Origin of the sequence: Enterococcus sp. AZ104 (genome assembly GCF_050546705.1) — a bacterium.
GTDB classification, from domain to species: Bacteria; Bacillota; Bacilli; order Lactobacillales; family Enterococcaceae; genus Enterococcus; species Enterococcus faecalis.
The window spans coordinates 139,622-165,428 of sequence record NZ_CP172952.1; the positions used below are offsets into that span (position 1 = coordinate 139,622).

Sequence of the window (25,807 nt, forward strand, 5' to 3'; positions counted from 1 at the left end):
ACCAAGAATTAAGAAAGGATTTTCAAAAATTGTTTTACGATTTTTAGAAAATTTTGGCTTAATTCCGCAGGGGCTACTTTTAAACAGCCGAGAATCAGGCGGTTAAAAAGTGGTTCACTTTTGTTCCGTACTCTTCTTTGTCTAGCTATACTTATTAAAACATTTTACTCCTTGAAAGTCATGCATTCTGCTGAAAATTTTCAAGGATATTTCTACAAAAGATACAGGATATTTCTTAGCTCGTCAACCCTTAATATTTACGTAGATAGATTTGGTCAATCAAATGATTTTCCGTTTTATGCAAAATAATGTCCGCACGTCCGCGCGTTGGCAAGATATATTCCTCCAAGTTCGGTAAGTTCACGGTTTTCCAAACATTCCGTGCCATGGCGAAAGCATCTTCTCGTTTGCCAATTGCATATTGGTAATAATAATTATTAGGATCTAAGAAAGCCGTATCTAATAAGGCCCCAAAACGTTCTAGGTACCATTTTTCAATTAAGGCTGGATCGGCATCTACAAAAATAGAAAAATCAAAAAAATCACTCACATAAATTTGTTGATTGGCGGGTAACTGTAATGTGTTAATGCCTTCAACAATCAGAATATCTGGTTGTTGTATCAACTCATATTCGCCTTCGATAACATCGTAGACACTGTGAGAATAGACAGGTGCTTTAATTTCGTCTTTGCCGCTTTTGACTTCGTTTAAGAAATTAATTAGCTTCTCCATGTCATAACTTTCAGGAAACCCTTTTCGGTCCATAATTCCTTGTTCTTCTAACACTTTATTGGGATACAAAAATCCATCCGTTGTAATGAGTTGAACGTTTCTTCGTTTAAACGTTCGGGCCAGAATTCTTTGCAAAAGACGAGCGGTGGTGCTTTTGCCAACGGCGACACTGCCGGCAATTCCAATGATGAATGGTGGTACAGAGACATATTCATGTAGGAATAATCCTTTGCTAAGTGTTAGCGATTCAAATTCTTTCATGTACAAATGAATAAGATGCGTTAAGGGTACATAAATTTCTTGTACATCTTTTAGTGAAATTTGGTCGTTCACACTTTTAATGTTATCCAATTCTGCTTCGGTTAACGGTGCTTTGCCGTCATGATAAAACCCATGCCATTCTTCTCTGGAAATTGGGTAGTAATTCATTTTATCGTCCATTGTTCCTCCACCAAACCCTGTTCAATCTTTGTACATTTTACCATAATTTCACAAGGGAAACACAGGATTTTACAAAAGAATTCCCTTCTTCGCCAATTTATGATGAAAATGGTATCATGAAAAGAGAAAACTGTTAGAAAAGAGGGGAAAAGCCATGAGAAAAATTGTATTATTTGGTGATAGCATTACTGCTGGTTATTTAGACGAAGCCGTCTCACCTGTTCTTGTTGACTTAGTGAAACGGGATATTGTTGCGATGGGTCTAGAAGAAGTGGCTGTTATTAATGCTGGAATGCCTGGCGATACAACAGAGGATGGTTTAAAACGATTAAATAAAGAAGTACTAATTGAGAAACCTGATGAAGTGGTGATTTTCTTTGGCGCCAATGATGCATCACTGGATCGAAATATAACAGTAGCCACGTTTAGAGAAAATCTTGAAACAATGATTCACGAAATTGGTTCAGAAAAGGTGATTTTAATTACGCCACCATATGCGGATAGTGGCAGACGTCCAGAACGGCCACAAACGCGTATCAAGGAATTGGTCAAGGTTGCACAAGAAGTCGGAGCGGCACATAACTTGCCAGTTATTGATTTGTATAAAGCGATGACTGTTTATCCTGGAACGGATGAATTTTTACAAGCGGATGGTTTGCATTTTTCACAAGTGGGCTATGAATTATTAGGTGCCTTGATTGTTCGAGAAATAAAAGGTAGACTAAAACCAAAACAAGCATAGATAGGAAGAACAAAATGGCGAATCATTATTATACAGAAAATCCAGAATTAGCACATGATTTAGAAAGCTGGTCTTTTCCATTACGTGGTCGGACCTTTCAGTTTACGACCGATAGCGGGGTCTTCTCAAGAGGAACAGTGGATTATGGTTCTCGTGTGTTGATTGATGCCTTTGAATGGGAAAATTTACCAGCAGGCCGTTTGTTAGATGTTGGTTGTGGCTATGGACCAATTGGGTTGTCCTTAGCAGCGGCGACTGGTCGACTGGTGGAAATGGTGGATGTCAACCAACGGGCGGTTGGGCTAGCTCAAATGAACGCCCAACGTAACCAAATTACTACTGTGGATATCCATTCTTCCAATGTGTATGAAACCTTAAACGAAACGACCTACGCGGCGATTGTTAGCAATCCGCCCATTCGTGCAGGCAAAAAAGTTGTCCATGGCATTTTAACAGGGGCTTTTCCGTTGTTGAAAGTTGGTGGCACACTAACGGTAGTTATTCAAAAGAAACAAGGTGCACCTAGTGCAGAAAAGAAAATGGCTGAAGTATTTGGCAATGTTGAAATTGTGACAAAAGACAAAGGCTATTATATTTTACGAAGTGTTAAAGAAGCAGAGTAAAAAAGAACCGCCACTTTAGTGGAGGTTCTTTTTTAGAATAGATATGCTTGATCAATTTTTTGGTTCAACAGTTTTTTTTCGTCTGGCGATAAAAAAGCACCTGCAAGCGCATTTTTAGTGAGTTGCTTCATTTCGTCATAACTTAATTGATACCAAGTGGCCAATTTCATGAATTCCTTCGTTAACGTAGTATCTGAAACAGTGCGATTATCGGTATTGATGCAGACGGCTAAGCCAGCCTCTATAAATTGTTGAAAAGGGTATTCAGCCAATGTTTTGACGGTGCCTGTTTGGAAGTTGCTAGTTGGACACATTTCTAAAAGAACCTTTTTTTCTTTTAAGAGCGCCAAGTATTCGGGTGTATCTTTCAAAGCAATACCGTGGCCAATCCGAGTAGCACCTAAAGTGACAGCATCAGCGACGTTTTTGCCACAGCCGCATTCCCCAGCGTGGAGTGTTAATGGAATTGACAATTGGTTGGCTAAAGCTAATACGTCTTCAAATGTGTATGGAGGGAAATCGACTTCATTGCCAGCTAAATCAAAGCCGACAACGCCTGTCTCTCTGAAATCATGCGCTAAGTGAACGATTTTTTCTATGGCTTGTTGTTGGTCATGCCGCATGCCGCATAACAGTGCATTGCTTTTTACACCAAAATCTTCTTCGCCTTGTTTTAAGCCAGTTAAAACAGCGGTCACGATTTCAGGTAACCGTAAGCCTTTTTCTGTATGTTGCGAAGGCGCAAAACGTACCTCTATGTATGCCACGCCATCTTCTGCAGCTTGGCTAATCACGTCATACGCCGCTGCTTGCAAAGCTTCGGCCGTTTGTAGACAGGTTAGCACGAAGTCGAACCGAGTTAAATAATCATTCAAATCGGTGCATTTTTCAGGGGCAACCACTAACTCTTTCAAGGCTTGTTCGTCTTGGGGTAATGGAATGTTTTGTTTTTCAGCAATGGTGCGTAAAGTGGTTGGTCGAATCGACCCATCTAAGTGACAGTGCAGCTCGATTTTTGGTAATTGACGGACACGGGATTCTTCCATGAAAAAAATAGCCTCCATTTTCTTTTGTTTTTTAATCTTTTTAGTCTATTTCTTTTGTCTTTTTTTTGTTAAAATGTAAAAGATTCGATAAGTATTTTGAAGACTGTAACACGTCTACAAATGTCTGTCAATGCAAAAGGAGACGTTGGGAGGGGCGCGATGAAACTAACGATTAAAGAAATTGCTGATATGGCTGGTGTTTCTGTCACAACCGTCTCACAAATTCTGAATAATAAAGGGAGTCGTTTCAGTGAAAAAACCCGCAACAAGGTGTTGGCGGTAGTCGCTGAAAATCATTACAAACCAGATTACTTTGCTTCGAATGTAATCAACCGTCATTCCAAAACCATTGGTATGATTGTGCCAGATGTGACGGATTTCTTTTTCTCAAAAGTGATTGAAGGTGTAGAAACATATTTAAATTCGTTAGGCTACATGATTTTGTTATGCAATTCAAAGCATGATTCCGAGCAAGCGATGCAATATGTTAGCGAGTTGATTCATCGGTCGGTGGATGGCATTATTTTTGCCACGCCGAATGTTTTGCCAGAAAATCATATTTTAAAAGACCGACGAGAACATCCGATTCCTGTCATTCTTGTCGATCGTGGGATTAATCCACGAGATAGTGGACGATTAATCGTTAAAGAGTACGAAGGTGCTTATCAAGCGGTCCATCATTTGATTCAACAAGGGCATCAGCATATTGGCATGTTGCGTGAAAGTGCCGGCTATTATCGTTTAACGGAACGAGTGACGGCGTATCAGCATGCGTTACAGGACAACAATTTACCTTTTCGTCCGCATTATGTTTGTGCTGGGGAATTGAACTTGCATGGCGGCTATGCTGCGGCGAAAGAAGTTTTGAAAAATGAAGAAATCACAGCAATTTTTTGTGGCAATGATGAAATGGCGATGGGAGCTTATCAAGCCATTGAAGAAGCGGGCAAGAAAATTCCTGACGATATTTCGGTGGTTGGCTTTGATGGCTTGGAAATTTCCGAATATTTGGTGCCGAGTTTAACAACCGTCTATCAGCCGAGTTTTGATATTGGCTATTATGCAGCAAAATTTTTGGTGGAAGCTATTGCAGATCCAACAGGGAAAGTTCCGAATAAAGTTTTTGATGCGACGTTTATTGCTAGAAAAAGCACAAAACCGATTTAAAAAACAGCTTAGAAATAGAACGTTCGTGTTGTTTGCGTTTTCACAAGAAAAAAATAATAGTAAACTGGTTTACTAAATGGTTTAAAGCTGAACGATTTTGTTGTATAATACATTATCGGGAAATCGGAGGGAACGAATTCATGAGAATGGTAGACATTATTGAAAAGAAACGTGACGGGCATCAACTAACAAGCGAAGAAATTCAATTTATTATCAACGGATACACAGATGGTTCAATTCCAGATTATCAGGTAAGTGCCTTTTTAATGGCTGTTTTTTACCAAGATATGACAGACGAAGAAATTACACAAATGACGTTAGCAATGGTCCATTCAGGCGAAATTGTGGATCTTTCTTCTATAGAAGGAATCAAAGTCGACAAGCATTCTACAGGTGGCGTAGGCGACACTACGACGCTTATTTTAGCGCCATTAGTTGCTAGTGTCGGGGTCAATGTAGCAAAAATGTCTGGTCGTGGCTTAGGCTACACGGGCGGTACGTTGGATAAATTAGAAGCGATTCCTGGTTTTAAAGTTGAATTGACAGAAGAACGTTTTATTCAATTGGTGAACGATACAAAAGTGGCAGTGATTGGTCAGTCAGGTGATCTAGCACCAGCAGACAAAAAACTTTATGCGTTACGTGATGTGACCGCCACTGTTGACTCAATTCCATTAATTGCAAGTTCCATTATGAGTAAAAAAATTGCCGCAGGGGCAGATGCGATTGTCTTAGACGTGACTACTGGTGAAGGGGCCTTCATGAAAGACCTAGCAAGTGCTCGTCGATTAGCGGAAACAATGGTTCGCATTGGAAAACTGGCAAATCGCCAAACGATGGCAGTAATTTCAGACATGTCACAACCTTTAGGGGAGGCCATCGGAAATAGTTTAGAAATCGTTGAAGCAATCGAGACCTTGCAAGGAAATGGACCAGAAGATTTAGTGGAGATGTGCTATGTCTTAGGAAGTCAGATGGTCGTTTTAGCTAAAAAAGCCGAGACGTTAGACGAAGCACGGGCTTTATTGGAAGAAGCATTAACAAGCGGTCGAGCGCTCGCGAAATTTAAAGAAATGATTGAAAATCAAGGCGGCGACAGTTCCGTTGTTGACCAGCCAGAAAAATTATTAACCGCAACTTATCAATTTGATTTACCTGCCAAAGAAACAGGCGTGGTACAAAAAATCGTTGCCAATGAAATTGGCGTTGCCGCAATGTTGCTGGGCGCTGGTCGGGCTACGAAAGAAGATACGATTGATTTTGCAGTTGGCTTGAAACTTCACAAAAAAGTAGGGAGCCCAGTTGAAAAAGGCGAATCATTACTAACCATTTATGCCAATCGTGAAGACGTGACAGAAGTCGAACAATTGCTTTATAAAAACATTGAAATTGGACCAACCGGCGAAGAGCCTATTTTGATTCACGATATCATTACGGAATAAAACAAAAAGAAAAGAGGAATTCTCATCATGGAATTAAACCGCATGATTGACCACACTATTTTGAAACCAGAAGCGACAGAAGCCGCTGTCCAAAAAATTATTGACGAAGCTAAGGAGTACAACTTTTTCTCTGTATGTATCAATCCTTGTTGGGTCGCTTTTGCTAGCGAGCAATTAGCAGATACCGACGTCGCTGTGTGTACCGTTATTGGCTTTCCCTTGGGGGCAAATACACCAGAAGTTAAAGCATACGAAGCAGCTGATGCGATTAAAAATGGTGCGAATGAAGTGGATATGGTGATTAATATTGGTGCATTAAAATCACAACAATACGATTACGTACGTCAAGACATTCAAGGCGTAGTAGATGCAGCCAAAGGAAAAGCGTTAGTCAAAGTGATTATTGAAACAGCATTATTAACAGATGAAGAAAAAGTTAAAGCTTGTGAGTTAGCCAAAGAAGCAGGTGCCGATTTCGTTAAAACATCTACTGGCTTCTCAACAGGCGGCGCTAAAGTAGCAGACATTCGTTTAATGCGTGAGACAGTTGGTCCTGACATGGGCGTTAAGGCTTCTGGTGGCGTGCATAATGCAGAAGAAGCGTTAGCAATGATTGAAGCTGGGGCAACACGCATCGGTGCAAGTACGGGTGTAGCAATTGTTTCTGGCGCAACTGGCGAAGGGTATTAATTCGTATTTCAAATTAAACGAAGGTGTGGCGAAAAAGATGACAGTAAAACAAGAATGGCTTGATTGTGCCGTAGAAGCATTGGCACACGCCTATGTACCGTATTCTAACTTTCCTGTGGGCGCTTGCTTAGTGACTGCAGACGGGAAAATGTATCAAGGAGTCAACATTGAAAATGCCTCCTTTGGTTTAACAAATTGTGCAGAAAGAACGGCGATTTTTAAAGCCATTTCAGAAGATGAACGGACCTTCCAACATTTAGTTGTAGCAGGTAATACAGAGGCACCCATTTCTCCATGTGGCGCTTGTCGTCAAGTAATGGCTGAATTCTTTGATCCACAAATGCCGGTCACGCTAGTTGGTAAAGATGGCGCGACTAAAACAATGACAGTTGAGGCATTATTGCCCTATTCATTTACAGATAAAGATTTTTAAAAAAAGGACATAAGGTTTCGTTGGGCTCAAAGTAGATTTCAATAGCATAAATGCGAATGAAATAATAGATAAAATAGTAGGGGGCTTTTCGGAAAGTGAAACAAGCAAAATTTTTAGGTCTAGGATTGGCAGCAGTTGCCTTAACCATTGGGTTAGCTGCATGTGGCGGCAATAGCAAAAAGAACGCCAACACAAAAGGTGATCCACAACATAGTGTCGTAATGGTCACAGATACAGCCGGCATTGATGACAAATCTTTTAACCAATCTGCGTGGGAAGGAATGCAAGAGTGGGGCAAAGAGCACAAACTTCCAGAAGGACCTCAAGGGTATGCGTATATTCAATCAAATGAAGCATCTGATTATACATCAAACATTGACCAAGCCATTTCAAGTCAATTTAAAACGATTTTTGGCATTGGCTATTTACTAAAAAATGCAGTAGTAGATGCAGCGGACGCCAACCCAGAAACGAATTTCGTTCTAATCGACGATACAGTTAATGGGAAAAACAACGTCGCTTCTGCAACATTTAGAGATAATGAATCTGCGTATTTAGCAGGTGTGGCAGCAGCTAACACTACGAAAACCAACAAAGTAGGATTTATCGGCGGGGTTGAAGGACCCGTTATTGGCCGTTTCCAAGCTGGTTTTGAAAAAGGTGTAGCAGACGCTGGCAAAAAATTAGGCAAAGATATTCAAATTACGTCTACTTATGCAGGGACATTTGCAGACGCTTCAAAAGGACGGGCCTTAGCTTCTTCTATGTATCAAGCAGGTGCCGACATTATTTATCACGCAGCGGCGACTACAGGACAAGGAATCTTCCAAGAAGCCAAAGCGCTAAATGAAACAGGTTCAAAAGATAAAGTTTGGGTGATTGGTGTTGACCGTGACCAAAACGAAGACGGTAAATATACAACCAAAGATGGCAAGGATGATAACTTAACGTTAGCTTCAACCATTAAAGGTGTAAATATTGCTGTGAAAAAAATCTCTGATCTTGCATTAGAAGATAAATTCCCTGGCGGCGAACATTTAACTTATGGATTGAAAGATGGCGGTGTTGATTTAACAACAGAAGCCTTAAGCGATCAAGCCAAAACGGCAGTTAAAGAAGCCAAAGAACAAATCATCTCTGGTGACGTAAAAGTCCCAGACCAACCTTAGAAACAACTTAGTTGTTTAAATACATTAAACTATTTTTAGGAGGCTTTACAGAAATGAAAAAAGCAAAATTATTCGGTTTTAGTTTGATTGCATTAGGTTTATCAGTTTCACTTGCAGCATGTGGTGGTGGCAAAGGCAAAACCGCTGAAAGCGGCGGTGGCAAAGGGGATGCAGCGCATAGTGCTGTAATCATTACAGATACAGGCGGCGTGGATGACAAGTCGTTCAACCAATCTTCTTGGGAAGGATTGCAAGCTTGGGGTAAAGAACATGATTTACCAGAAGGTTCAAAAGGGTATGCATATATTCAATCGAATGATGCAGCTGACTATACAACAAATATTGACCAAGCGGTATCAAGTAAATTCAACACAATCTTTGGTATTGGCTACTTGCTAAAAGATGCAATTTCTTCTGCAGCAGATGCCAACCCTGATACAAACTTTGTTTTAATCGATGATCAAATCGATGGCAAAAAGAATGTCGTTTCTGCAACATTTAGAGATAATGAAGCAGCTTACTTAGCCGGTGTTGCTGCTGCAAACGAAACAAAAACGAACAAAGTCGGTTTTGTTGGTGGTGAAGAAGGGGTCGTAATTGACCGTTTCCAAGCTGGTTTTGAAAAAGGTGTGGCTGATGCTGCGAAAGAATTAGGTAAAGAAATTACTGTTGATACAAAATATGCGGCTTCATTTGCTGATCCTGCCAAAGGGAAAGCTTTAGCTGCTGCAATGTACCAAAACGGCGTTGATATCATCTTCCATGCTTCTGGTGCGACTGGACAAGGGGTCTTCCAAGAAGCAAAAGACTTGAATGAATCAGGTTCTGGCGACAAAGTTTGGGTAATCGGTGTTGACCGTGATCAAGATGCTGATGGCAAGTACAAAACAAAAGACGGCAAAGAAGACAACTTCACGTTAACTTCAACCCTTAAAGGTGTCGGCACAGCGGTTCAAGATATTGCCAACCGTGCGTTAGAAGACAAATTCCCTGGTGGCGAACATTTAGTTTATGGATTAAAAGATGGTGGCGTTGACTTAACAGACGGCTATTTAAACGACAAAACAAAAGAAGCTGTTAAAACAGCAAAAGATAAAGTAATCTCAGGTGATGTAAAAGTCCCAGAAAAACCAGAATAATTTAAGCTCCTAAATGAAAAAAGAAGGGCTCATTATTGTTCCTTCTAAAAATAAAGTGGTCCTTGGCAGCGACGGCTGCCAAGGAAACCCTTTATGATGTTTGGATTTTTAACTAAATAGTTGAGGTTCTTCAACTACTTAGTTAAGGGTCAAAATTACCCTCTAAAGTATTGCCAATATAATTTTGTTAGGAAGTGAATAGACCTTGTCTCAAGAAGAAAACGTAATTGAGATGCGTAAAATCACCAAAGAATTTGGGACGTTCAAAGCCAACGACCAAATTGATTTACAAGTAAAACCTGGTGAAATCCACGCACTGCTAGGTGAAAATGGTGCAGGCAAGTCGACCTTGATGAATATCTTATCAGGGCTATTGGAACCGACCTCAGGTGAGATTTATATGAATGGCGAAAAAGTCAACATTACAAGTCCTACTGCAGCCAATCGTTTAGGAATCGGAATGGTCCATCAGCATTTTATGTTAGTTGAAGCCTTTACTGTGACTGAAAATATTATCTTAGGTAGTGAACCTACCCATGGCGGTATTTTAGACCGGAAAAAAGCGAAAAAAGAGATTGAAGAAGTGTCTAAGCAATACGGGTTGGATGTAAATCCCAATGCCTATATTCGCGATATTTCTGTGGGTATGCAACAACGGGTTGAAATTTTAAAGACCTTATATCGTGGTGCGAACGTTTTAATTTTTGACGAACCAACCGCAGTATTAACGCCACAAGAAATTGATGAATTAATGATTATTTTGAAAGAACTAACCGATGAAGGCAAATCGATCATTTTAATTACACATAAGTTAGATGAAATTAAAAAAGTGGCGGACCGTTGTACGGTTATTCGCCGGGGGCAAAGTATTGGCACCGTCAATGTGAAAGACGTTTCTTCGCAACAGTTAGCCGATATGATGGTGGGTCGTTCTGTTTCCTTCAAAACAGAGAAAAAACCAGCGCAACCGAAAGAAACAATTTTATCAATTAAAGATTTAGTAGTGAAAGAAAGCCGCGGCTTAGATGCAGTGAAAAATCTTAGCTTAGATGTCCGAGCAGGGGAAGTTGTTGGAATTGCGGGGATTGATGGCAATGGACAAACAGAATTAATCCAAGCCTTAGCAGGATTAACCAAAGTCGAAAACGGGTCCATTCATTTGAATGAAAAAGAGATTACTAATCGCAAACCTCGGGAAATTACGGAAATGGGTGTCGCCCACGTTCCTGAAGACCGACATAAATATGGCTTGGTATTAGAGATGACATTGGCTGAAAATATTGGCCTACAAACGTATTACCAAAAACCATACAGTTCAACAGGTATTTTAAACTATCGAATGATTAACAAACACGCCCGTGAATTAATTGAAGAATATGATGTACGGACTCCTAATGAACTAGTACCAGCTCGGGCGCTTTCAGGTGGGAATCAGCAAAAAGCAATTATTGCCCGAGAAGTTGACCGCGATCCAGATTTGTTGATTGTTTCTCAACCAACACGCGGTTTAGATGTCGGAGCTATTGAATACATTCATCGTCGACTAATTGAACAAAGAGATAAAAATAAAGCTGTTTTATTAGTAAGTTTTGAATTAGACGAAATTTTAAATGTTTCTGATCGTATCGCTGTTATTCATGCGGGGGAAATTGTCGGAATTGTTGATCCGAAAGAAACGACAGAAAATGAATTGGGCTTGTTAATGGCTGGCTACTCATTGGAAGAAGCCCGTGCTGAGTTATCAAAAGTAGAGGCAGGTGAAACTGTTGAATAATCGTTCTGAAAAAATAAGAAATATTTTAGTCCCTGTGTTATCTGTTATTATGGGTTTCCTCTTAGGGGCAATTATTATGGTTATCTTTGGCTATGACCCAGTGGCTGGGTATCAAGCGATGTTTGAAACAGCTTTCCAAGGAAAGAAAAGTATTGGTGAGATTTTTGTCACCGCAGCTCCGTTGATTTTTACCGCTTTAGGATTCTCGGTGGCAAATTCGGCTGGATTCTTTAATATCGGGCTTTCAGGACAAGCCTTATGTGGTTGGGTGGCTAGTATTTGGGTCGCTTTATCCATGCCTGATGCACCCCGGATGATTGCGTTGCCGGTGGCGATTATTGTTGGCGCAGTTGCAGGAGCTTTAGCAGCAGCCATTCCAGGTTTCTTGCGTGCCTATTTTGGGACGAGTGAAGTTATTGTTACGATTATGTTGAATTATATTTTATTGTACACAGGAAATCATATTGCTAATAATGTCATGAAACCAAGTATTATGGCGAACAAAGGGATCACCAAAATGATTGGTGCGAATGCATCATTACGCTCACCGTTTTTAACAAGTATCAGTGATGGCTCTCGTTTGAACATCGGCATTTTCTTGGCCTTCATTTTCCTTATTCTTGTGTGGTTCTTGATGAAAAAAACAACGCTTGGTTTTGAAATTCGGTCGGTGGGGTTAAACCCATTTGCTTCTGAATATGCTGGAATGAGCAGCAAGCGAACAATTATTTTATCTATGATGATTTCAGGAACGCTGGCTGGTTTAGGTGGTGCGGTCCAAGGATTGGGGACTTTCCAAAACTTCTTTATTCAAAACACATCGTTGAGCATTGGGTTCGATGGTATGGCCGTGTCTCTATTAGGAGCAGGTAGCTCAATCGGGATTTTACTTTCCGCATTACTGTTTGGAATGTTAAAACTTGGTGGACAAGGAATGCCGTTGATAGCTGGTGTACCAACAGAATTAGTTGATGTTGTTATTGCAGCGATTATTTTCTTTGTGGGAATTAGTTATTTAATTCGTTTCTTGTTAGCAAAAGCGTCTGGTAGTAAAAAAGAAGTAGCGATTGTAGAAACAATTGAAGCGGCGCCAGACAAAAACAATCAAGAGGGGGGAGACATCTAATGGATTTAGCAACAATTTCCTCAATCATCACGCAAACATTAGTGTATGCAACTCCGCTCATCTTGACAGCATTAGGCGGAACGTTCTCAGAACGAAGTGGTGTGGTTAACGTTGGTTTGGAAGGTATTATGGTAATGGGCGCTTTCAGTTCGGTCGTTTTTAACTTGACGTTTGCTGATACATTTGGCGCGGCGACACCATGGATTGCTTGTTTAGTAGGAGGCGTTGTCGGGATTGTCTTTTCTCTCTTACATGCCGTTGCAACTATTAACTTACGAGCAGATCATATTATCAGTGGTACTGTCATTAACTTGATGGCACCGGCGCTAGGGGTTTTCCTAGTAAAAGTTATTTATCAAAAAGGACAAACAGATATGATTACACAATCATTTGGCTATTTTTCTTTCCCAGGATTGTCAAAAATTCCAGTAATTGGTGAACTATTCTTTGCAAAAACCTCTTTGCCAGCTTTCGTAGCAATTTTGATTGCGATTTTAGCTTGGTTTGTCATTTATAAAACACGTTTTGGCTTACGGTTACGTTCTGTGGGGGAACATCCACAAGCGGCAGATACATTGGGAATTAATGTCTACTTAATGCGTTATTCTGGCGTCTTGCTATCCGGCTTCTTAGGCGGTATGGGCGGAGCTGTCTTTGCTCAAAGTATTGCGGGTCGTTTTGGGATTACCACAATTGCAGGACAAGGGTTTATTTCAATGGCCGCAATGATCTTTGGTAAATGGAATCCACTTGGGGCAATGGGCGCAGCCTTATTCTTTGGCTTTGCACAAAACTTAAGTATTGCTGGGGAAAACCTACCAATTATTTCAGAAATTCCAAAAGTTTATCTACAAGCAGCACCATACGTATTGACCATTTTAGTCCTAGTTGTGTTCTTCGGAAAATCATCGGGACCAAAAGCGAACGGGAAAAATTACGTCAAAACGAAATAGATTTAAAACTGTCCGTTGTAAAATAACGGGCAGTTTTTTTGATTGTTCTTCAAACAACTTTAGCGAGAGAACTTTTCCTAGTACTTATTTTCTCAATTTTTTCTAGTGAAGTACAAGAAATTGAAAATTCATTTCTTTTTGCTATGTTAAACTAAAAAGTAAAACGCTATCAAAGTCTCGATTCTAAATAAAGAAAGGAGGAGTCATGAATAAAAAAGGAATTAGAGTAGGTATTTTATTGGTGTTAGGAATTATCCTAATCGGCATTGGAGGGAAAGTATTTATGGACAAACGGGCAGAACAAAAAGAACAAGATTTACTAGCAGTAGAGAAACAATCAGTGAAAGTACTGAAAAATACCTTTGCGGATATTAAGGAAGTCAAATTCCATGAAGCAGGAAAAAACGAAATGACAGGGTCGTATGGAATGTATGTGACAATGTTTAATAAGAATAACGACTCTGTAAAATTTGATTATGGATTTTGGAAAGAGAGGAATGAATTGGGAGATTATGGAGTAGAAGATGAAGCGGTACAAAAAGAAGGAGTCACAACTACTTCAGTAAAAGTAACATACACTAATGGGAAGGAGGAGTTGATTTAATGATAACTGACCAAGACTATAATCAATTAAGTGATAGAGTTTATTGGCTAGACCCTAAGCATAAAAGATATACACCGAGTATTAAAGAAGGAAGAATACGTAAATTTGGAAATTTAAAATTCCAAATCCTCAAAATCCAAGAGAATTCTCAGACGGATGGGATGCAAGCGATGGCTGTTGTGTCAAACATAAATATCAGATGAAGATACATAGGTTAAGCAATTAACTATGAATAAATAAAAGGAGGAGCTATGAATAAAAAAGGAATTAGAGTAGGTATTTTATTGATTTTAGGAATCATCCTAATTGGCATTGGAGGGAAAGTATTTATGGACAAACGGGCAGAACAAAAAGAACAAGATTTACTAGCAGTAGAGAAACAATCAGTGAAAGTATTGAAAAATACCTTTGCGGATATAGCAGAGGTAGAGATTGAACGAACAGGATTTAATACTATGACGGGATCGTACAGGATTGTTGTGACGTTGAAAAATACTACTGGTAGCACTGCTTATTTTGATTATGGATTTGTAAAAAATAGTAATGAAATTGATGATTATGGAGTCGTCGACAGAGAAGTTCAGAAAAAAGGAATAACTAAAAATGTTGTTAGAGTGACATTTTCTAATGGACAGGAGGAGCCAATTTGAGTATAACAGACAAAAGTTATAATAAAATAAGTGGTGCTGTTTATTGGCTGGATCCAAAAGATAAGAAATATTCTCCTACAATAAAAGAGAATGTTATTCATAGTCTTGGTGGTACTGAATTCCAAATCCTCAAAATCCAAGAGAATTCTCAGACGGATGGGATGCAAGCGATGGCTGTGGCTCCTTTAGATAAGCAAGGGGTTCCTGATTTGTCGCAAATTGTGATTAGTTATGCTGGCACCAATCCTGGTGATTGGAAAGATGTGGAAACGGACTTGCGCACGATTGGTGGTTTTTGGGACAAAACGGCATCTCCTGGTTTTTCCAATGCACGGAGTCCGCAACGTTTGGCTGGGCAACTGAGTTCGGCGGTGGCTTTTGCTGAGGCAGTCAAACAAGAATACAGCGAGGCCACTTTTTCTACTACCGGACATTCTTTAGGGGAATATTTAGCGTTGTATATTGCCGCGGAAAATCAATGGAAAAATGTCGGTTTTAATGGGCCAGATCCCTATGAGGTGTTGACACCAGCTGCTAAAAAGTGGGTCGCTGAAAATCCTGGCTGGTTAACCAATTATCGCAATCAGGCGGATATTGTAGGTAATTTAATGGGCAATGGCACCGGCGCCGAAATCAAAGTGGCTTTGCAAATAGGCTTACAAAATCCGTTGAAGTCTCATGATTTAGCCAATTGGCTCTTTGATGCAGACGGCTATTTAGTTATTCCTGATAATGAACACAATTTAGAAGCGAGCCTTCAAGGACAAGAGCGAAAAGCCATGACAGTTTTTGCCAGTGAATTGGCAAATTTACAAATTTTGAAGAAAAAGTTACTGAAAAATGGTAGCGGTTTATCAAGTAGTCAACAAATTTATTTAGAGGATGCCCAAGCCAGAGCTGTGGTTCAAACAGCAGCTCGCAATGCAAAATATGCCATGGAACGAGTGATTCGCATTCATCAAAAAGCGATTCGAACCTTGAAGCAAAATTGGGAAGTAGGACTTCGTGCGGCTAGAAATTCCGTTCAGATGTTAACTGAAGCTGAAATTATGGAAGCCTTAGCTAGTGTGGGTGTCACCAAGCAAAGTCAGGTGTTTCAACCAAAAGAAACCCATGAACTGCGTATTCAACAAGCCAAAGAAAAAAGCGCCACCTTTGATGCTTTAGAACGGGAAATCACCGCCAAATTAGCAGAAATCGTTGCCCGCGATAGCGAACTGGCTAATCAATTTAGATAGGAGCAAAAAATGACATTGGATGAATTACAAGCGAATTATCGCAGAGAACGGCAAGGATTAGAAGAACAAAGTGACGATTTACGACGAGCACAGTCGCACGGAGAACAAATGGTAATGGAAGCTGAGCAACGTTTAAGAAGTGCCTTAAATAGCTTGGCGCTAGACGGAGAACCTTTGCATCGAGCGAAAAGGGACTATTCAACAATAATTGAACAGTTTCAAGAAACGATTCAGTTAGAACGACGAAAAATAAACCATAAAATAGAGGATTTAGAACAAACTTATCGAAGTGAGTATCAAAAACGAAGCAATGAAAAGAGGTAATTTAGTGGACGAAATGATTCAACGGTTGTTAAAGGAGTTAGCTAGAAGTGCAGATAAAGCCAATGTTCGTTCTGTAGGAGTAGCAATGCAACAACGGGTTGCTCAGGAGAAGAATCAGGCAAATCAAAGGCATCGCAAGCTAGTCGTCGAAGCAGCAACAAGTTTTGGGACAAGGCAGCAACAACTAGGAACGGCTCTTAAAGGACAGTTTGGTAATAAAGTAAAAGAAGCCTTTCAAAGACAAACAATTAGTTTGAAGCAGTTCTTGTAGGAATATTACAATGACAAAAGGATTTTATGCGTTCATTTTTAAGAAGAAAATTGAAGGAATCTCAGCAATGCTCTAGGGAACAGCCTGGGGCTTTTTTAGTGTAATTATTTCTTTATATTTTAGAAAAAGTTGCTTTTTCTAAAATATAAGCCAGTCTTAAACACGCAATAATAGCGGATTCATGGTATAATTGAAGAGCTGAGAATAAATAGATTATTCTGTTTGATTCTCGAGACTATTTAAAAGGCTAGCGTAAAATAATTGTCATTCTTGACGTATTTACGACCTTAGAGGAGGAAGCAAGTGTGTTTAAACGTGTTCATTTAATCGTACTAGATTCAGTCGGTATTGGTGAAGCACCAGATGCTGAAAAATTTGGAGATGTCGGCAGTGATACACTGGGTCATATTGCCAAAGAAGCGGGACTAACCATTCCTCATTTAGAAAAACTTGGATTGGGAACTATTGCTCCTTTAACAGGTGTCAAAGCAGTGGCAGACCACGATGGCTATGCCACCAAATTAGAAGAAATTTCTGTTGGAAAAGATACTATGACCGGTCATTGGGAAATTATGGGCTTGAACATCAAAAAACCTTTTCGGGTATTCCCAAACGGCTTTCCTGAAGAATTACTGAAACAAATTGAAGATTTTTCTGGGCGAAAAGTTGTTTGTAACAAACCATATAGCGGGACAGCGGTCATTGATGATTATGGCGAACATCAAATGAAAACAGGGGATTTAATTGTTTATACTTCAGCAGACCCTGTTTTACAAATTGCGGCGCATGAAGACATTATTCCATTAGAAGAATTGTATAAAATTTGTCAATATGTTCGTGACATTACGAAAGACGAACCTTATATGATTGGTCGGATTATCGCTCGCCCGTATGTTGGTGAACCAGGTAATTTCACTCGAACCAGTAACCGTCATGACTATGCTCTAGATCCTTTTGGCCATACTGTTTTAGATTCGTTGAAAGAAAACGGCAATGATGTGATCGCTGTTGGGAAAATTAACGACATCTTTAATGGACAAGGAATTACTGAAGCTATCCGCACGAAGAGCAATATGGATGGGGTGGATCAATTATTAACGGTCATGAACAAAGATTTCACAGGTTTAAGTTTTACTAACTTAGTGGATTTCGATGCGCTGTATGGCCACCGTCGTGATGTGAAGGGCTATGCAAAAGCCATCGAAGATTTTGATGGTCGTTTGCCAGAGATTATGGCAGCTATGGCCGAAGATGATTTGCTTTTAATTACAGCAGATCACGGGAATGACCCAACTTTCCCAGGAACAGACCACACACGTGAATATGTGCCTTTATTGGCTTATAGTAAAAAAATGACAAAACAAGGCAGCTTGCCACAAGGATTTTATTCAGATATTTCAGCAACGATTGCTGAAAACTTTGAAGTTCCTGCAACGGAAAACGGTCAAAGCTTTTTAAATCAATTACAATAATTCGAGGAGGCAACACATGACAACGTTAACGAACCATTTAAACGAAACAACTGAGTTTTTGAAAGAAAAAGGGGTGCAACAAGCAGACTTCGGTCTAATCTTAGGTTCTGGGTTAGGTGAATTAGCTAATGAAATAACCGATGCGATTGCTATTCCTTTCTCTGAAATTCCCCATTTTTCTGTTTCAACAGTCGTTGGACATGCTGGACAATTAGTTTACGGAACGCTTTCTGGAAAAAAAGTTTTGGCGATGCAAGGACGTTTTCATTATTATGAAGGACATTCGATGCAAACGGTCACTTATCCCGTTCGTGTGATGGCTGCTTTAGGCATTCATTCAATGATTGTAACCAACGCAGCTGGTGGCGTAAATGAAACATATACACCAGGGAATTTGATGTTAATCAATGACCACATTAATTTTACAGGCGATAATCCGTTAATTGGTGAAAATGATGAAGAAATCGGGCCGCGTTTTCCAGATATGAGTCATGCTTACACGCAAGAATATCGGGAAGTGGCAAAAAAAGTGGCTGCGGAACAAAATATTGATTTAAAAGAAGGCGTGTATATGGGCTTTTCTGGCCCGACATATGAAACGCCTGCAGAAATTCGGATGTCACGGACGATGGGTGCGGATGCAGTTGGCATGTCAACTGTTTCGGAGGTCATTGTAGCTGTGCATAGTGGCATGAAAGTACTAGGCATCTCTTGTATTACGAATTTAGCAGCTGGTATGCAAAGTAGCTTAAATCATGCAGAAGTAGTTGAAACAACTGAACGCGTTAAAGGACAATTCAAAGAGTTAGTGAAAGCAACACTAGCAGCTTTATAAAAAAGGAGTAAACCAGAATGAGTGTGCATATCGAAGCAAAACCAGGTGAAATTGCCGATAAAATTTTACTACCAGGGGATCCCCTCCGAGCAAAATATATTGCGGAAACTTTTTTGGAGAATCCTGTCTGCTATAATCAAGTTCGTGGGATGTTAGGTTACACAGGAACATATAAGGGACAGCGTGTTTCGGTCCAAGGAACAGGGATGGGGATGCCTTCAGCAGGTATTTATGCCCATGAGTTAATTAACTCTTACGATGTGAAGAAGTTAATTCGTGTTGGTACGTGTGGTTCTATTTCAGAAAAAGTCAACGTTCGTGAATTAGTTATCGCACAAGCAGCAGCGACACCTTCTTCCGCGATTCGCAATGATTTTCCTAAATATGATTTTCCACAAATTGCGAGCTTCGACCTTTTACTCAAATCTTACGAAATTGCTAAAGCAAAAGGCTTTACTACCCATGTTGGTAACGTATTGTCAGATGATGTTTTTTACAAAGATAGCTTAGATGATGTCTTTCGTTTAGGTCGATACGGGGTATTAGCGATTGAAATGGAAGCGGCAATGTTATATTATTTAGCAGCAAAATTTGATGTAGAAGCATTGGCGATTATGACGGTGAGTGATAGCTTGGTGACAGGCGAAGAAACAACGGCAGAAGAACGCCAAACGACGTTTAATGAAATGATTGAAGTTGGTTTAGAAACGGCAATTGCTAATTAAAAAAATGCTTGGATGAAAACAATCATCCAAGCATTTTTTTAATTTAAGAGCGCTTTTTTTACATCTTCAACAATTTGAGTATTCGCAATAGGTCCGTTGTATAACCAACTACTTTTTTTATCATAGGTATGAACTTGGTTATTTTTCACAGCAGGTAAGTTCTTCCAAATTGCTTCTTGGAAAAGAGGTGCTGATTCATCGCTGTTTACAAGGAAAATGTGGTCTGCGTCAAGCTCAGCTAATTTTTCTAAAGAAACTTGATTCCAATCCGCAGTAGCGTTTTTAGAAATTTCTTCCACTAATTTTGGAACTTGGAGGCCTAAGTCCTGATAGAGCACGGTTCCGCTTGAGCGATTATCGCTAACCATAAAGACTTGGTTGTTGGTTACCCATAAGACTGCCGCAGATTTGCCAGCATCCTTTTTGCCGAGGTCTTCTTGGACGCCTTTGGTTAAGGTATCATAATCTTCTAACACTTTTTTCGCTTGTTCTTTTTTATCTAAAACAGTGGCAATATCTTCCAATTGATCACGCCAGGTGACATTTTCGCCGTTTTTGACTACATAAGTTGGCGCAATTTTACTGTATTCTTTGTATTTACCGCCTTCAACTAGAGCAGATGAACTGATTAATAATAAGTCAGGTTCAAATTTTAGAACCGCTTCATATGGCAAGTCATAGGAAATAGTGGGGACATCTTTCAATTCTTTCGCTAAATAATCTTGAATGCTGCCTTGTCCAACTGTCCATTGTGCCACTGGTTTTTCTCCTAATGCAACTAGATAATCTTCTAAATAACTCGCAATAATCCGTTTGGGTTTCGCGGGGACGGTTACTTTATTGCCTAAGGTATCTGTTACTTCATGTGTTTTGTCAGCGTTGTTGGCTTCTTTATTCGTATTACCACAAGCTGCGAGTAAGAATGAACCAAGAAGAAGGGTTGTACCAATTAGGACCGTCTTTTTTAAAAGTTTCATTGTGTAACTCCTTTATTTTTAGTTGATAACGATTCTCATTATCAGTTAAAAACGACCGTTTGTCAATCATCGCTTGCTTTTTTGAGCAAATAAGTTGCATTTTTTAGATAATTCGTTTTTTTGATTGGAAGAAACATTGCTTTTTAAGGAAGGGTCTTTTATAATCAAGGAACAATGAGTGAGAACGATTCTCAATAAATGTAAAATAACGACAGAAAAATTAAAGAGGAATGGTTATGAATTATTTAGAGGCAGAGGACTTAACTACAGGATATGGTCGTCAAGTGATTAGTGAAGCGCTGAACTGTTCATTTGAAGCGGGAACTATTACAAGTATTATTGGACCAAATGGTTGTGGCAAATCGACCTTGTTAAAAACACTTGCGCGTATTTTGCCAGCTGAGAAAGGCAAGGTGTTCATTAAGAACCAAGAACTTCAACATTTTTCTTCAAAAGAAGTGGCGCAAGAACTAGCGATCTTATCACAAACGCCAGAAAATACAATCGATTTATCTGTTTTTGACCTCGTCTCTTTCGGGCGGTATCCATATCAATCGGGCTGGAAAAGTGTCACCACAGAAGATCAAGAGTACATACAATGGGCATTAGAATTAACAGGCTTAACTGAATTAGCTAGAGAGTCTGTGGCGATTTTATCAGGTGGACAACGTCAACGGGTTTGGATTGCTATGGCGCTAGTGCAGGATACAGATATTTTAATTTTAGATGAACCGACCACCTATTTGGATCCAGCGCATCAGCTAGAAATTTTAAATGTGTTAAAACGAATTAATCAAGAACATCAGAAAACTATCGTGATGACGATTCATGATATTAATTTAGCTTCTCGTTTTTCTGATCGCGTGATTGCGATGAAAGAGGGAAAGATTATCAATGAGGGAACACCGCAAGAAGTGATTACTGTTACTGGCTTAGCAGATGTTTTCGCTATTCAAGCAGAAATTAGTTATCATAGTCAGACACAGCGGCCACTAGTGCTTTCTTATGAGTTGATGGAAATGGAGCTGGATGGATGAAAGGCATAAGCGGATTTTATAGACACCAATGGCAAGTGTTGCTTGTCTGTCTTTTTTTGCTACTGGGGACAATGCTTCTGTCATTGATGTTTGGTGCGACGTCGGTTTCGATTCAAACGATTATTGATTCATTTACGCACTTCGATGCGACCAATCAAGCGCATCAAGTCATCCAAACGGTTCGGTTGCCGCGGATTTTAGGGGCCGCTTTTGTGGGGGCAAGTTTAGCGGTGAGTGGGGCGTTAGCGCAAGGGATTACACAAAATCCATTGGCAGATTCTGGCTTGCTGGGTATCAATGCTGGGGCTGGCTTGGGCTTGGCGCTTGTTTTTGCTTTCCTCCCTCAGGCAAGTTATTGGTGGCTTTTAGTTGTTTCTTTTCTTGGTGCCGGCGTGAGTGTGGCACTGATTTATTATCTTTCTAATCATTCAATTCGAGGAGCAAGCCCCATGCGTCTGACCTTAGTGGGAGCTGGTATTAGTGCCCTTTTTTTATCATTTAGTCAATTCTTAGCCATTCAGTTCAATTTGAGTCAAGAGTTAACGTTTTGGTTTCTTGGCGGTGTCAGCGTTATTTCTTGGGCACAATTAAAAATAGTCGTCCCTATCTTTCTGGGCGCATTTGCATTAGCAATTCTGATTAGTCCGTCGGTGACTATTTTACGGTTTGGCGATGATGCAACAATTGGTTTGGGGCGAAATCCGCAGCGTATTCGGTTGTTTGCCAGTATAACGATTTTGCTTTTATCAGGATTGTCTGTGGCGCTAGTTGGCTCGGTCAGTTTTGTTGGTTTGGTGGTGCCTCATGTGATGCGAACAGTTTCTGGAGAAAATTACCGGCGCTTGATTCCGTTCTCGGCGTTAGGTGGTGCGCTCCTCGTTTTGGTGGCAGATTTAATCGCTCGAATGGTGAATCCGCCTTTTGAAACACCATTTGGGATTATCACGGCCTTAATTGGCATCCCATTCTTTCTTTATTTATTTCGTAAAGGAGGGCAACTAGGATGACACAGAAAAAAGTGTCCCGTTGGGTGGCTATCTTAATAGTTGGGATTATCCTAACTGCTTGTATCAGTTTAACGCAAGGGGAATTATCTGTTTCCTTCATGGATTTAAAAGCTCTTCTTTTGGGACAGGGAAGTCAGGCCAAACAACTGTTAGTTTGGGATTTTCGGTTACCACGGATTGTGCTTGCGGTCCTAGCGGGCGCAGCTTTAGGCTTAAGCGGCGCTATTCTTCAAGGGATTACTCGGAATCCGTTGGCAGATACTGGGATTTTAGGCATTAATGCGGGTGCGGGTTTGGCAGTGATTTTGTTTATTAGTTTTATTGAAACGACAAGTATCACGATGTTTGCACTTCCGCTCGTGGCCTTAGTTGGCGGCTTGCTAGCGGCTGTTGGGATTTTAGTAATCGCGTATCATCATCGTTTAGGATTGACGCCAGTTCGAATGGTCTTAGCGGGTGTCATTTTGAGTACGGGTATTTCAGCACTCACCTTATTAATTACATCAAAAATTGACACTGAAAAGTACCGTTTTGTTACAATGTGGCAAGCAGGCAGTATCTGGGGCAGTAATTGGTTCTTTGTGGGCGCTTTGTTGCCTTGGCTAGTCATTGGGTTCTTTTTTGCGATGAAGCGTCATCGTCTGTTGGATATTTTACAATTGGGGGACGAAACAGCTATTTCTGTAGGTATTGCTGTGAAAAAAGAACGAATCGTTTCGTTGCTGTTAGCGGTGATGTTGGCGGCTTCAGCGATTTCCGTTACAGGGGGAATTAATTTTTTAGGTTTACTTGCGCCACATATTGCTCGCAAATGTGGTTTTACGCAACAAAAACAGGTATTGCCATTGGCGGCGTTGTTTGGGAGTTTACTTTTATTGGTTAGTGATACGATTGGTCGGCTATTGCCTGGCAATGGAGAAATGCCTGCAGGGATTATTGTTGCGATCATCGGTGCGCCTTATTTTCTTTATTTGTTAATCAAAACAAGCGATTCGTTATAAAAAAGAATCAAAAGCTGGGTCAATTGGTCGTTGTGAAAGCAACTGTCATTTGCTCGGCTTTTTTATTGGCGGATTTTTGAAAAAATAGTATGATAAATGCGTAAGAGGATTGAATGGAGGATGAAAGAATGGAAAACTTTAATTTTTATGTACCAACAGACATCCGTTTTGGGAAAGATCGTTTAGACGAATTACCTGCTGTGTTAGATCAATTTGGTAAAAATGTCTTACTTGTTTATGGTGGCGGTAGTATCAAACGTAATGGCTTGTACCAACAAATTACTGATTTGGCCCAAAAAAACGGGCATACACTGATTGAGTTGAGCGGTGTCGAACCAAACCCGCGCATTGAAACCGTTAGAAAAGGAATTGAGTTGTGTAAAGAAAACCAAGTCGATGTTATTTTAGCAGTTGGCGGTGGTTCAACCATTGACTGTTCCAAAGCAATAGCTGCGGGCTTTTATTCGGAAGAAGATATCTGGACAGTCATTGCAGCCAGAAAAGGGTATACTGGTCCTGCTTTACCAATCGTGACCATCTTGACTTTAGCAGCAACAGGTAGTGAAATGAACGCAGGTGCTGTCATTTCTAACTTAGAAACCAATCAAAAATTAGGCTTTGGTGGTCCGAATATGATTCCAAAAGTTTCGTTCTTGGATCCAACGAATACTTTTACGGTTCCTCAAAATCAAACAGCAGCTGGCTCAGCGGATATTTTCAGTCATTTGATTGAAAACTATTTTAGTATTTCGACAGGCACAGACGTCCAAGATTTTGTGTCAGAAGGCTTAATGCGAACGGTTATCAAAAATTGTCCTATTGCTTTAGAAAATCCAGAAGATTATGATGCACGTGCTAATTTAATGTGGGCAAGTAGTTTAGCCTTAAATGGCTTAACAGGGCGCGGCAAACAAGGTGTTTGGTCTTGTCACCCAATGGAACATGAATTAAGTGCGTTTTATGACATTACGCATGGGATTGGCTTAGCAATTTTAACGCCTCGTTGGATGAATTACGGTTTGTCTGAACAAACCGTAGGCAAGTTTGCACAGTTTGCTCGAAATGTTTGGGGAATAGTCGAACAAGAAGAGGAAGTAGCAGCGAAAAAAGGTATTCAAGCATTATATGATTACTTTGTGGCTTGTGGCATTCCAATGACATTACCAGAAGTTGGCATCGAAGCAGATAAATTTGAAGAAATGGCACAACAAGCTGTGGCCCATAGTGCAATTGCCGAAAAGGCTTATGTACCATTGGATGCAGCGGATATAGTAGCGATTTATAAAGATTGTTTAACCGAAAGTCAATTTATTTAATCCATAAAAAAGCGGTTTGCCTTGGCAAACCGCTTTTGTTAATAAGAAACAAGTTCTTATAAGTAGTATTTTTCTTTCACAGTTAAATCATCGTTTAATTCATAAACTAATGGTTTACCTGTTGGGATTTCAAGATCCATAATATCTTCATCAGAAATGCCTTCGATGTGTTTAGCTAAAGCACGTAATGAATTACCATGAGCCGCTACTAAGACAGTTTTGTTGTCTTTTAAAGCTGGCGCAATTTCATCTTGCCAGAATGGTAATGCACGTTCCAAAGTAACTTTCAAGTTTTCGCCACCAGGAATATCGCGTTGGTCTAACATTGCATAACGACGGTCGTTTGCTGCAGAACCTTCATCTGTTGCTTCCATTAATGGAGGAAGAGTATCGTAAGAACGACGCCAGATGTGGACTTGTTCGTCTCCGTATTTTTCAGCAGTTTCTTTTTTGTTTAGTCCTTGTAATTTACCATAGTGACGTTCGTTTAAGCGCCAAGATTTGATTTGAGGTACCCATAATTGATCTGAGTATTCTAGTAAATAGTTACAAGTTTTGATGGCACGAGTTAAAACAGAAGTATAAGCAACGTCGAATTCGATGCCTGCTTCTTTAATTTTACGGCCGCCTTCTTTTGCTTCTTCAACACCTTCAGGTGCTAAATCTACGTCAGCCCATCCAGTAAATTGGTTTAAGGCATTCCATTCGCTAAGTCCATGACGAGAAAAAACTAATTTTGGCATGTATAAGCTCTCCTTTGAGTTTAGTTTTCTGAAAATAAGATTTCCACGTTTATTGTACACCGTTTTGCGCAAGATTTCCAATGGAAAATAGTAAAAAAACGTGAAAGTTGCTGAAAAATTAGAGTGAAA

27 protein-coding genes and 1 pseudogene are annotated in these 25,807 nt (G+C 40.0%); 24 read left to right on the top strand and 4 right to left on the bottom strand.

What is annotated here, in order from left to right; translation table 11 throughout:
* Positions 1 to 250 precede the first annotated feature (250 nt).
* On the bottom strand, positions 251 to 1,174 hold the full coding sequence (gene coaA, locus IGJ37_RS00610; protein ID WP_002356160.1) for a type I pantothenate kinase: 924 nt from the start codon (positions 1,172 to 1,174) through the stop codon (positions 251 to 253).
* Positions 1,175 to 1,328: 154 nt separating this feature from the next.
* On the opposite strand from coaA, the gene IGJ37_RS00615 reads away from it, so the two are divergent.
* Positions 1,329 to 1,916, top strand: a complete 588-nt coding sequence (locus IGJ37_RS00615; RefSeq protein ID WP_002388735.1) for an SGNH/GDSL hydrolase family protein — start codon at positions 1,329 to 1,331, stop codon at positions 1,914 to 1,916.
* 14 nt (positions 1,917 to 1,930) lie between these two features.
* Positions 1,931 to 2,539 carry a class I SAM-dependent methyltransferase gene (locus IGJ37_RS00620; protein ID WP_002356162.1) on the top strand — a complete coding sequence of 203 codons (609 nt, stop codon included), beginning with the start codon at positions 1,931 to 1,933 and terminating at the stop codon, positions 2,537 to 2,539.
* A 32-nt stretch (positions 2,540 to 2,571) separates the two neighbouring features.
* On the opposite strand, the gene add is transcribed toward IGJ37_RS00620, so the two are convergent.
* A complete protein-coding gene (gene add / locus IGJ37_RS00625; protein WP_002356163.1) occupies positions 2,572 to 3,603 on the bottom strand; it encodes an adenosine deaminase in 1,032 nt (343 codons plus the stop codon).
* Between the two features lie 141 nt (positions 3,604 to 3,744).
* Between add and IGJ37_RS00630 the strand changes: the two genes are divergently transcribed.
* From IGJ37_RS00630 to deoD, 18 genes and pseudogenes are all read left to right on the top strand, one after another.
* Positions 3,745 to 4,752, top strand: a complete 1,008-nt coding sequence (locus IGJ37_RS00630) for a substrate-binding domain-containing protein (RefSeq protein ID WP_002356164.1) — start codon at positions 3,745 to 3,747, stop codon at positions 4,750 to 4,752.
* Positions 4,753 to 4,892: 140 nt separating this feature from the next.
* Positions 4,893 to 6,194, top strand: a complete 1,302-nt coding sequence (locus IGJ37_RS00635; protein WP_002356165.1) for a pyrimidine-nucleoside phosphorylase — start codon at positions 4,893 to 4,895, stop codon at positions 6,192 to 6,194.
* 27 nt (positions 6,195 to 6,221) lie between these two features.
* Positions 6,222 to 6,884, top strand: a complete 663-nt coding sequence (gene deoC / locus IGJ37_RS00640) for a deoxyribose-phosphate aldolase (RefSeq protein WP_002356166.1) — start codon at positions 6,222 to 6,224, stop codon at positions 6,882 to 6,884.
* Positions 6,853 to 7,317, top strand: a complete 465-nt coding sequence (locus IGJ37_RS00645; protein ID WP_002387503.1) for a cytidine deaminase — start codon at positions 6,853 to 6,855, stop codon at positions 7,315 to 7,317. Before deoC ends, IGJ37_RS00645 begins: the two co-directional genes overlap by 32 nt.
* 95 nt (positions 7,318 to 7,412) lie before the next feature.
* Positions 7,413 to 8,486, top strand: a complete 1,074-nt coding sequence (locus IGJ37_RS00650; RefSeq protein WP_002356168.1) for a BMP family lipoprotein — start codon at positions 7,413 to 7,415, stop codon at positions 8,484 to 8,486.
* Positions 8,487 to 8,539: 53 nt separating this feature from the next.
* Complete coding sequence (locus IGJ37_RS00655; RefSeq protein WP_002356169.1) at positions 8,540 to 9,625, top strand: BMP family lipoprotein; 1,086 nt, start codon at positions 8,540 to 8,542, stop codon at positions 9,623 to 9,625.
* Between the two features lie 205 nt (positions 9,626 to 9,830).
* The gene (locus IGJ37_RS00660; protein WP_002381361.1) at positions 9,831 to 11,399 is read left to right on the top strand and encodes an ABC transporter ATP-binding protein; all 1,569 of its coding nucleotides are present in this window, start codon (positions 9,831 to 9,833) and stop codon (positions 11,397 to 11,399) included.
* Positions 11,392 to 12,525, top strand: coding sequence for an ABC transporter permease (locus tag IGJ37_RS00665; protein ID WP_002356171.1), 1,134 nt, complete (start codon positions 11,392 to 11,394; stop codon positions 12,523 to 12,525). Before IGJ37_RS00660 ends, IGJ37_RS00665 begins: the two co-directional genes overlap by 8 nt.
* Positions 12,525 to 13,478, top strand: a complete 954-nt coding sequence (locus IGJ37_RS00670) for an ABC transporter permease (RefSeq protein WP_002356172.1) — start codon at positions 12,525 to 12,527, stop codon at positions 13,476 to 13,478. Before IGJ37_RS00665 ends, IGJ37_RS00670 begins: the two co-directional genes overlap by 1 nt.
* A gap of 205 nt (positions 13,479 to 13,683) precedes the next feature.
* On the top strand, positions 13,684 to 14,082 hold the full coding sequence (locus IGJ37_RS00675; protein WP_002385432.1) for a hypothetical protein: 399 nt from the start codon (positions 13,684 to 13,686) through the stop codon (positions 14,080 to 14,082).
* Positions 14,082 to 14,261 (top strand): annotated as a pseudogene (locus tag IGJ37_RS00680) (hypothetical protein); the annotation flags it as partial. The gene IGJ37_RS00675 and the pseudogene IGJ37_RS00680, both read left to right, overlap by 1 nt.
* 72 nt (positions 14,262 to 14,333) lie before the next feature.
* A complete protein-coding gene (locus IGJ37_RS00685) occupies positions 14,334 to 14,732 on the top strand; it encodes a hypothetical protein (RefSeq protein WP_002356175.1) in 399 nt (132 codons plus the stop codon).
* Complete coding sequence (locus tag IGJ37_RS00690; RefSeq protein WP_252671639.1) at positions 14,729 to 15,970, top strand: lipase; 1,242 nt, start codon at positions 14,729 to 14,731, stop codon at positions 15,968 to 15,970. The genes IGJ37_RS00685 and IGJ37_RS00690 overlap by 4 nt, the downstream gene beginning before the upstream one ends.
* Before the next feature lie 9 nt (positions 15,971 to 15,979).
* Positions 15,980 to 16,294, top strand: a complete 315-nt coding sequence (locus IGJ37_RS00695) for a hypothetical protein (protein WP_086317579.1) — start codon at positions 15,980 to 15,982, stop codon at positions 16,292 to 16,294.
* 13 nt (positions 16,295 to 16,307) lie between these two features.
* On the top strand, positions 16,308 to 16,565 hold the full coding sequence (locus IGJ37_RS00700; RefSeq protein ID WP_224798854.1) for a hypothetical protein: 258 nt from the start codon (positions 16,308 to 16,310) through the stop codon (positions 16,563 to 16,565).
* 305 nt (positions 16,566 to 16,870) lie between these two features.
* Positions 16,871 to 18,037, top strand: a complete 1,167-nt coding sequence (gene deoB / locus IGJ37_RS00705) for a phosphopentomutase (RefSeq protein ID WP_002356179.1) — start codon at positions 16,871 to 16,873, stop codon at positions 18,035 to 18,037.
* A gap of 16 nt (positions 18,038 to 18,053) precedes the next feature.
* Positions 18,054 to 18,872: a purine-nucleoside phosphorylase gene (locus tag IGJ37_RS00710; RefSeq protein ID WP_002356180.1), complete on the top strand. Its 819-nt coding sequence runs from the start codon at positions 18,054 to 18,056 to the stop codon at positions 18,870 to 18,872.
* A 17-nt stretch (positions 18,873 to 18,889) separates the two neighbouring features.
* Positions 18,890 to 19,597 (top strand): purine-nucleoside phosphorylase, encoded by a 708-nt coding sequence (gene deoD / locus IGJ37_RS00715; protein ID WP_002359338.1) that lies wholly within the window; start codon positions 18,890 to 18,892, stop codon positions 19,595 to 19,597.
* A gap of 38 nt (positions 19,598 to 19,635) precedes the next feature.
* On the opposite strand, the gene IGJ37_RS00720 is transcribed toward deoD, so the two are convergent.
* The gene (locus IGJ37_RS00720; protein ID WP_002361532.1) at positions 19,636 to 20,574 is read right to left on the bottom strand and encodes an iron-hydroxamate ABC transporter substrate-binding protein; all 939 of its coding nucleotides are present in this window, start codon (positions 20,572 to 20,574) and stop codon (positions 19,636 to 19,638) included.
* 230 nt (positions 20,575 to 20,804) lie between these two features.
* On the opposite strand from IGJ37_RS00720, the gene IGJ37_RS00725 reads away from it, so the two are divergent.
* The 4 genes from IGJ37_RS00725 to IGJ37_RS00740 all read left to right on the top strand — a co-directional run bounded on the left by IGJ37_RS00725 (position 20,805) and on the right by IGJ37_RS00740 (position 24,935).
* A complete protein-coding gene (locus IGJ37_RS00725; protein WP_002356183.1) occupies positions 20,805 to 21,611 on the top strand; it encodes an ABC transporter ATP-binding protein in 807 nt (268 codons plus the stop codon).
* Positions 21,608 to 22,618 (top strand): FecCD family ABC transporter permease, encoded by a 1,011-nt coding sequence (locus IGJ37_RS00730; RefSeq protein WP_002356184.1) that lies wholly within the window; start codon positions 21,608 to 21,610, stop codon positions 22,616 to 22,618. The genes IGJ37_RS00725 and IGJ37_RS00730 overlap by 4 nt, the downstream gene beginning before the upstream one ends.
* Positions 22,615 to 23,619 (top strand): FecCD family ABC transporter permease, encoded by a 1,005-nt coding sequence (locus IGJ37_RS00735; protein ID WP_002364533.1) that lies wholly within the window; start codon positions 22,615 to 22,617, stop codon positions 23,617 to 23,619. Before IGJ37_RS00730 ends, IGJ37_RS00735 begins: the two co-directional genes overlap by 4 nt.
* 113 nt (positions 23,620 to 23,732) lie before the next feature.
* The gene (locus IGJ37_RS00740; RefSeq protein ID WP_025186734.1) at positions 23,733 to 24,935 is read left to right on the top strand and encodes an iron-containing alcohol dehydrogenase; all 1,203 of its coding nucleotides are present in this window, start codon (positions 23,733 to 23,735) and stop codon (positions 24,933 to 24,935) included.
* 56 nt (positions 24,936 to 24,991) lie between these two features.
* On the opposite strand, the gene gpmA is transcribed toward IGJ37_RS00740, so the two are convergent.
* The gene (gpmA, locus tag IGJ37_RS00745) at positions 24,992 to 25,678 is read right to left on the bottom strand and encodes a 2,3-diphosphoglycerate-dependent phosphoglycerate mutase (protein ID WP_002359343.1); all 687 of its coding nucleotides are present in this window, start codon (positions 25,676 to 25,678) and stop codon (positions 24,992 to 24,994) included.
* Positions 25,679 to 25,807: the final 129 nt, after the last annotated feature.

Coding starts and splice junctions, on each gene's coding strand:
- coaA (WP_002356160.1), bottom strand. CDS start 1,174: ATGGACGATAAAATGAATTACTACCCAATTTCCAGAGAAGAATGGCAT.
- IGJ37_RS00615 (WP_002388735.1), top strand. CDS start 1,329: ATGAGAAAAATTGTATTATTTGGTGATAGCATTACTGCTGGTTATTTA.
- IGJ37_RS00620 (WP_002356162.1), top strand. CDS start 1,931: ATGGCGAATCATTATTATACAGAAAATCCAGAATTAGCACATGATTTA.
- add (WP_002356163.1), bottom strand. CDS start 3,603: ATGGAGGCTATTTTTTTCATGGAAGAATCCCGTGTCCGTCAATTACCA.
- IGJ37_RS00630 (WP_002356164.1), top strand. CDS start 3,745: ATGAAACTAACGATTAAAGAAATTGCTGATATGGCTGGTGTTTCTGTC.
- IGJ37_RS00635 (WP_002356165.1), top strand. CDS start 4,893: ATGAGAATGGTAGACATTATTGAAAAGAAACGTGACGGGCATCAACTA.
- deoC (WP_002356166.1), top strand. CDS start 6,222: ATGGAATTAAACCGCATGATTGACCACACTATTTTGAAACCAGAAGCG.
- IGJ37_RS00655 (WP_002356169.1), top strand. CDS start 8,540: ATGAAAAAAGCAAAATTATTCGGTTTTAGTTTGATTGCATTAGGTTTA.
- IGJ37_RS00670 (WP_002356172.1), top strand. CDS start 12,525: ATGGATTTAGCAACAATTTCCTCAATCATCACGCAAACATTAGTGTAT.
- IGJ37_RS00675 (WP_002385432.1), top strand. CDS start 13,684: ATGAATAAAAAAGGAATTAGAGTAGGTATTTTATTGGTGTTAGGAATT.
- IGJ37_RS00685 (WP_002356175.1), top strand. CDS start 14,334: ATGAATAAAAAAGGAATTAGAGTAGGTATTTTATTGATTTTAGGAATC.
- IGJ37_RS00695 (WP_086317579.1), top strand. CDS start 15,980: ATGACATTGGATGAATTACAAGCGAATTATCGCAGAGAACGGCAAGGA.
- IGJ37_RS00700 (WP_224798854.1), top strand. CDS start 16,308: ATGATTCAACGGTTGTTAAAGGAGTTAGCTAGAAGTGCAGATAAAGCC.
- IGJ37_RS00710 (WP_002356180.1), top strand. CDS start 18,054: ATGACAACGTTAACGAACCATTTAAACGAAACAACTGAGTTTTTGAAA.
- deoD (WP_002359338.1), top strand. CDS start 18,890: ATGAGTGTGCATATCGAAGCAAAACCAGGTGAAATTGCCGATAAAATT.
- IGJ37_RS00720 (WP_002361532.1), bottom strand. CDS start 20,574: ATGAAACTTTTAAAAAAGACGGTCCTAATTGGTACAACCCTTCTTCTT.
- IGJ37_RS00725 (WP_002356183.1), top strand. CDS start 20,805: ATGGTTATGAATTATTTAGAGGCAGAGGACTTAACTACAGGATATGGT.
- IGJ37_RS00730 (WP_002356184.1), top strand. CDS start 21,608: ATGAAAGGCATAAGCGGATTTTATAGACACCAATGGCAAGTGTTGCTT.
- IGJ37_RS00735 (WP_002364533.1), top strand. CDS start 22,615: ATGACACAGAAAAAAGTGTCCCGTTGGGTGGCTATCTTAATAGTTGGG.
- IGJ37_RS00740 (WP_025186734.1), top strand. CDS start 23,733: ATGGAGGATGAAAGAATGGAAAACTTTAATTTTTATGTACCAACAGAC.
- gpmA (WP_002359343.1), bottom strand. CDS start 25,678: ATGCCAAAATTAGTTTTTTCTCGTCATGGACTTAGCGAATGGAATGCC.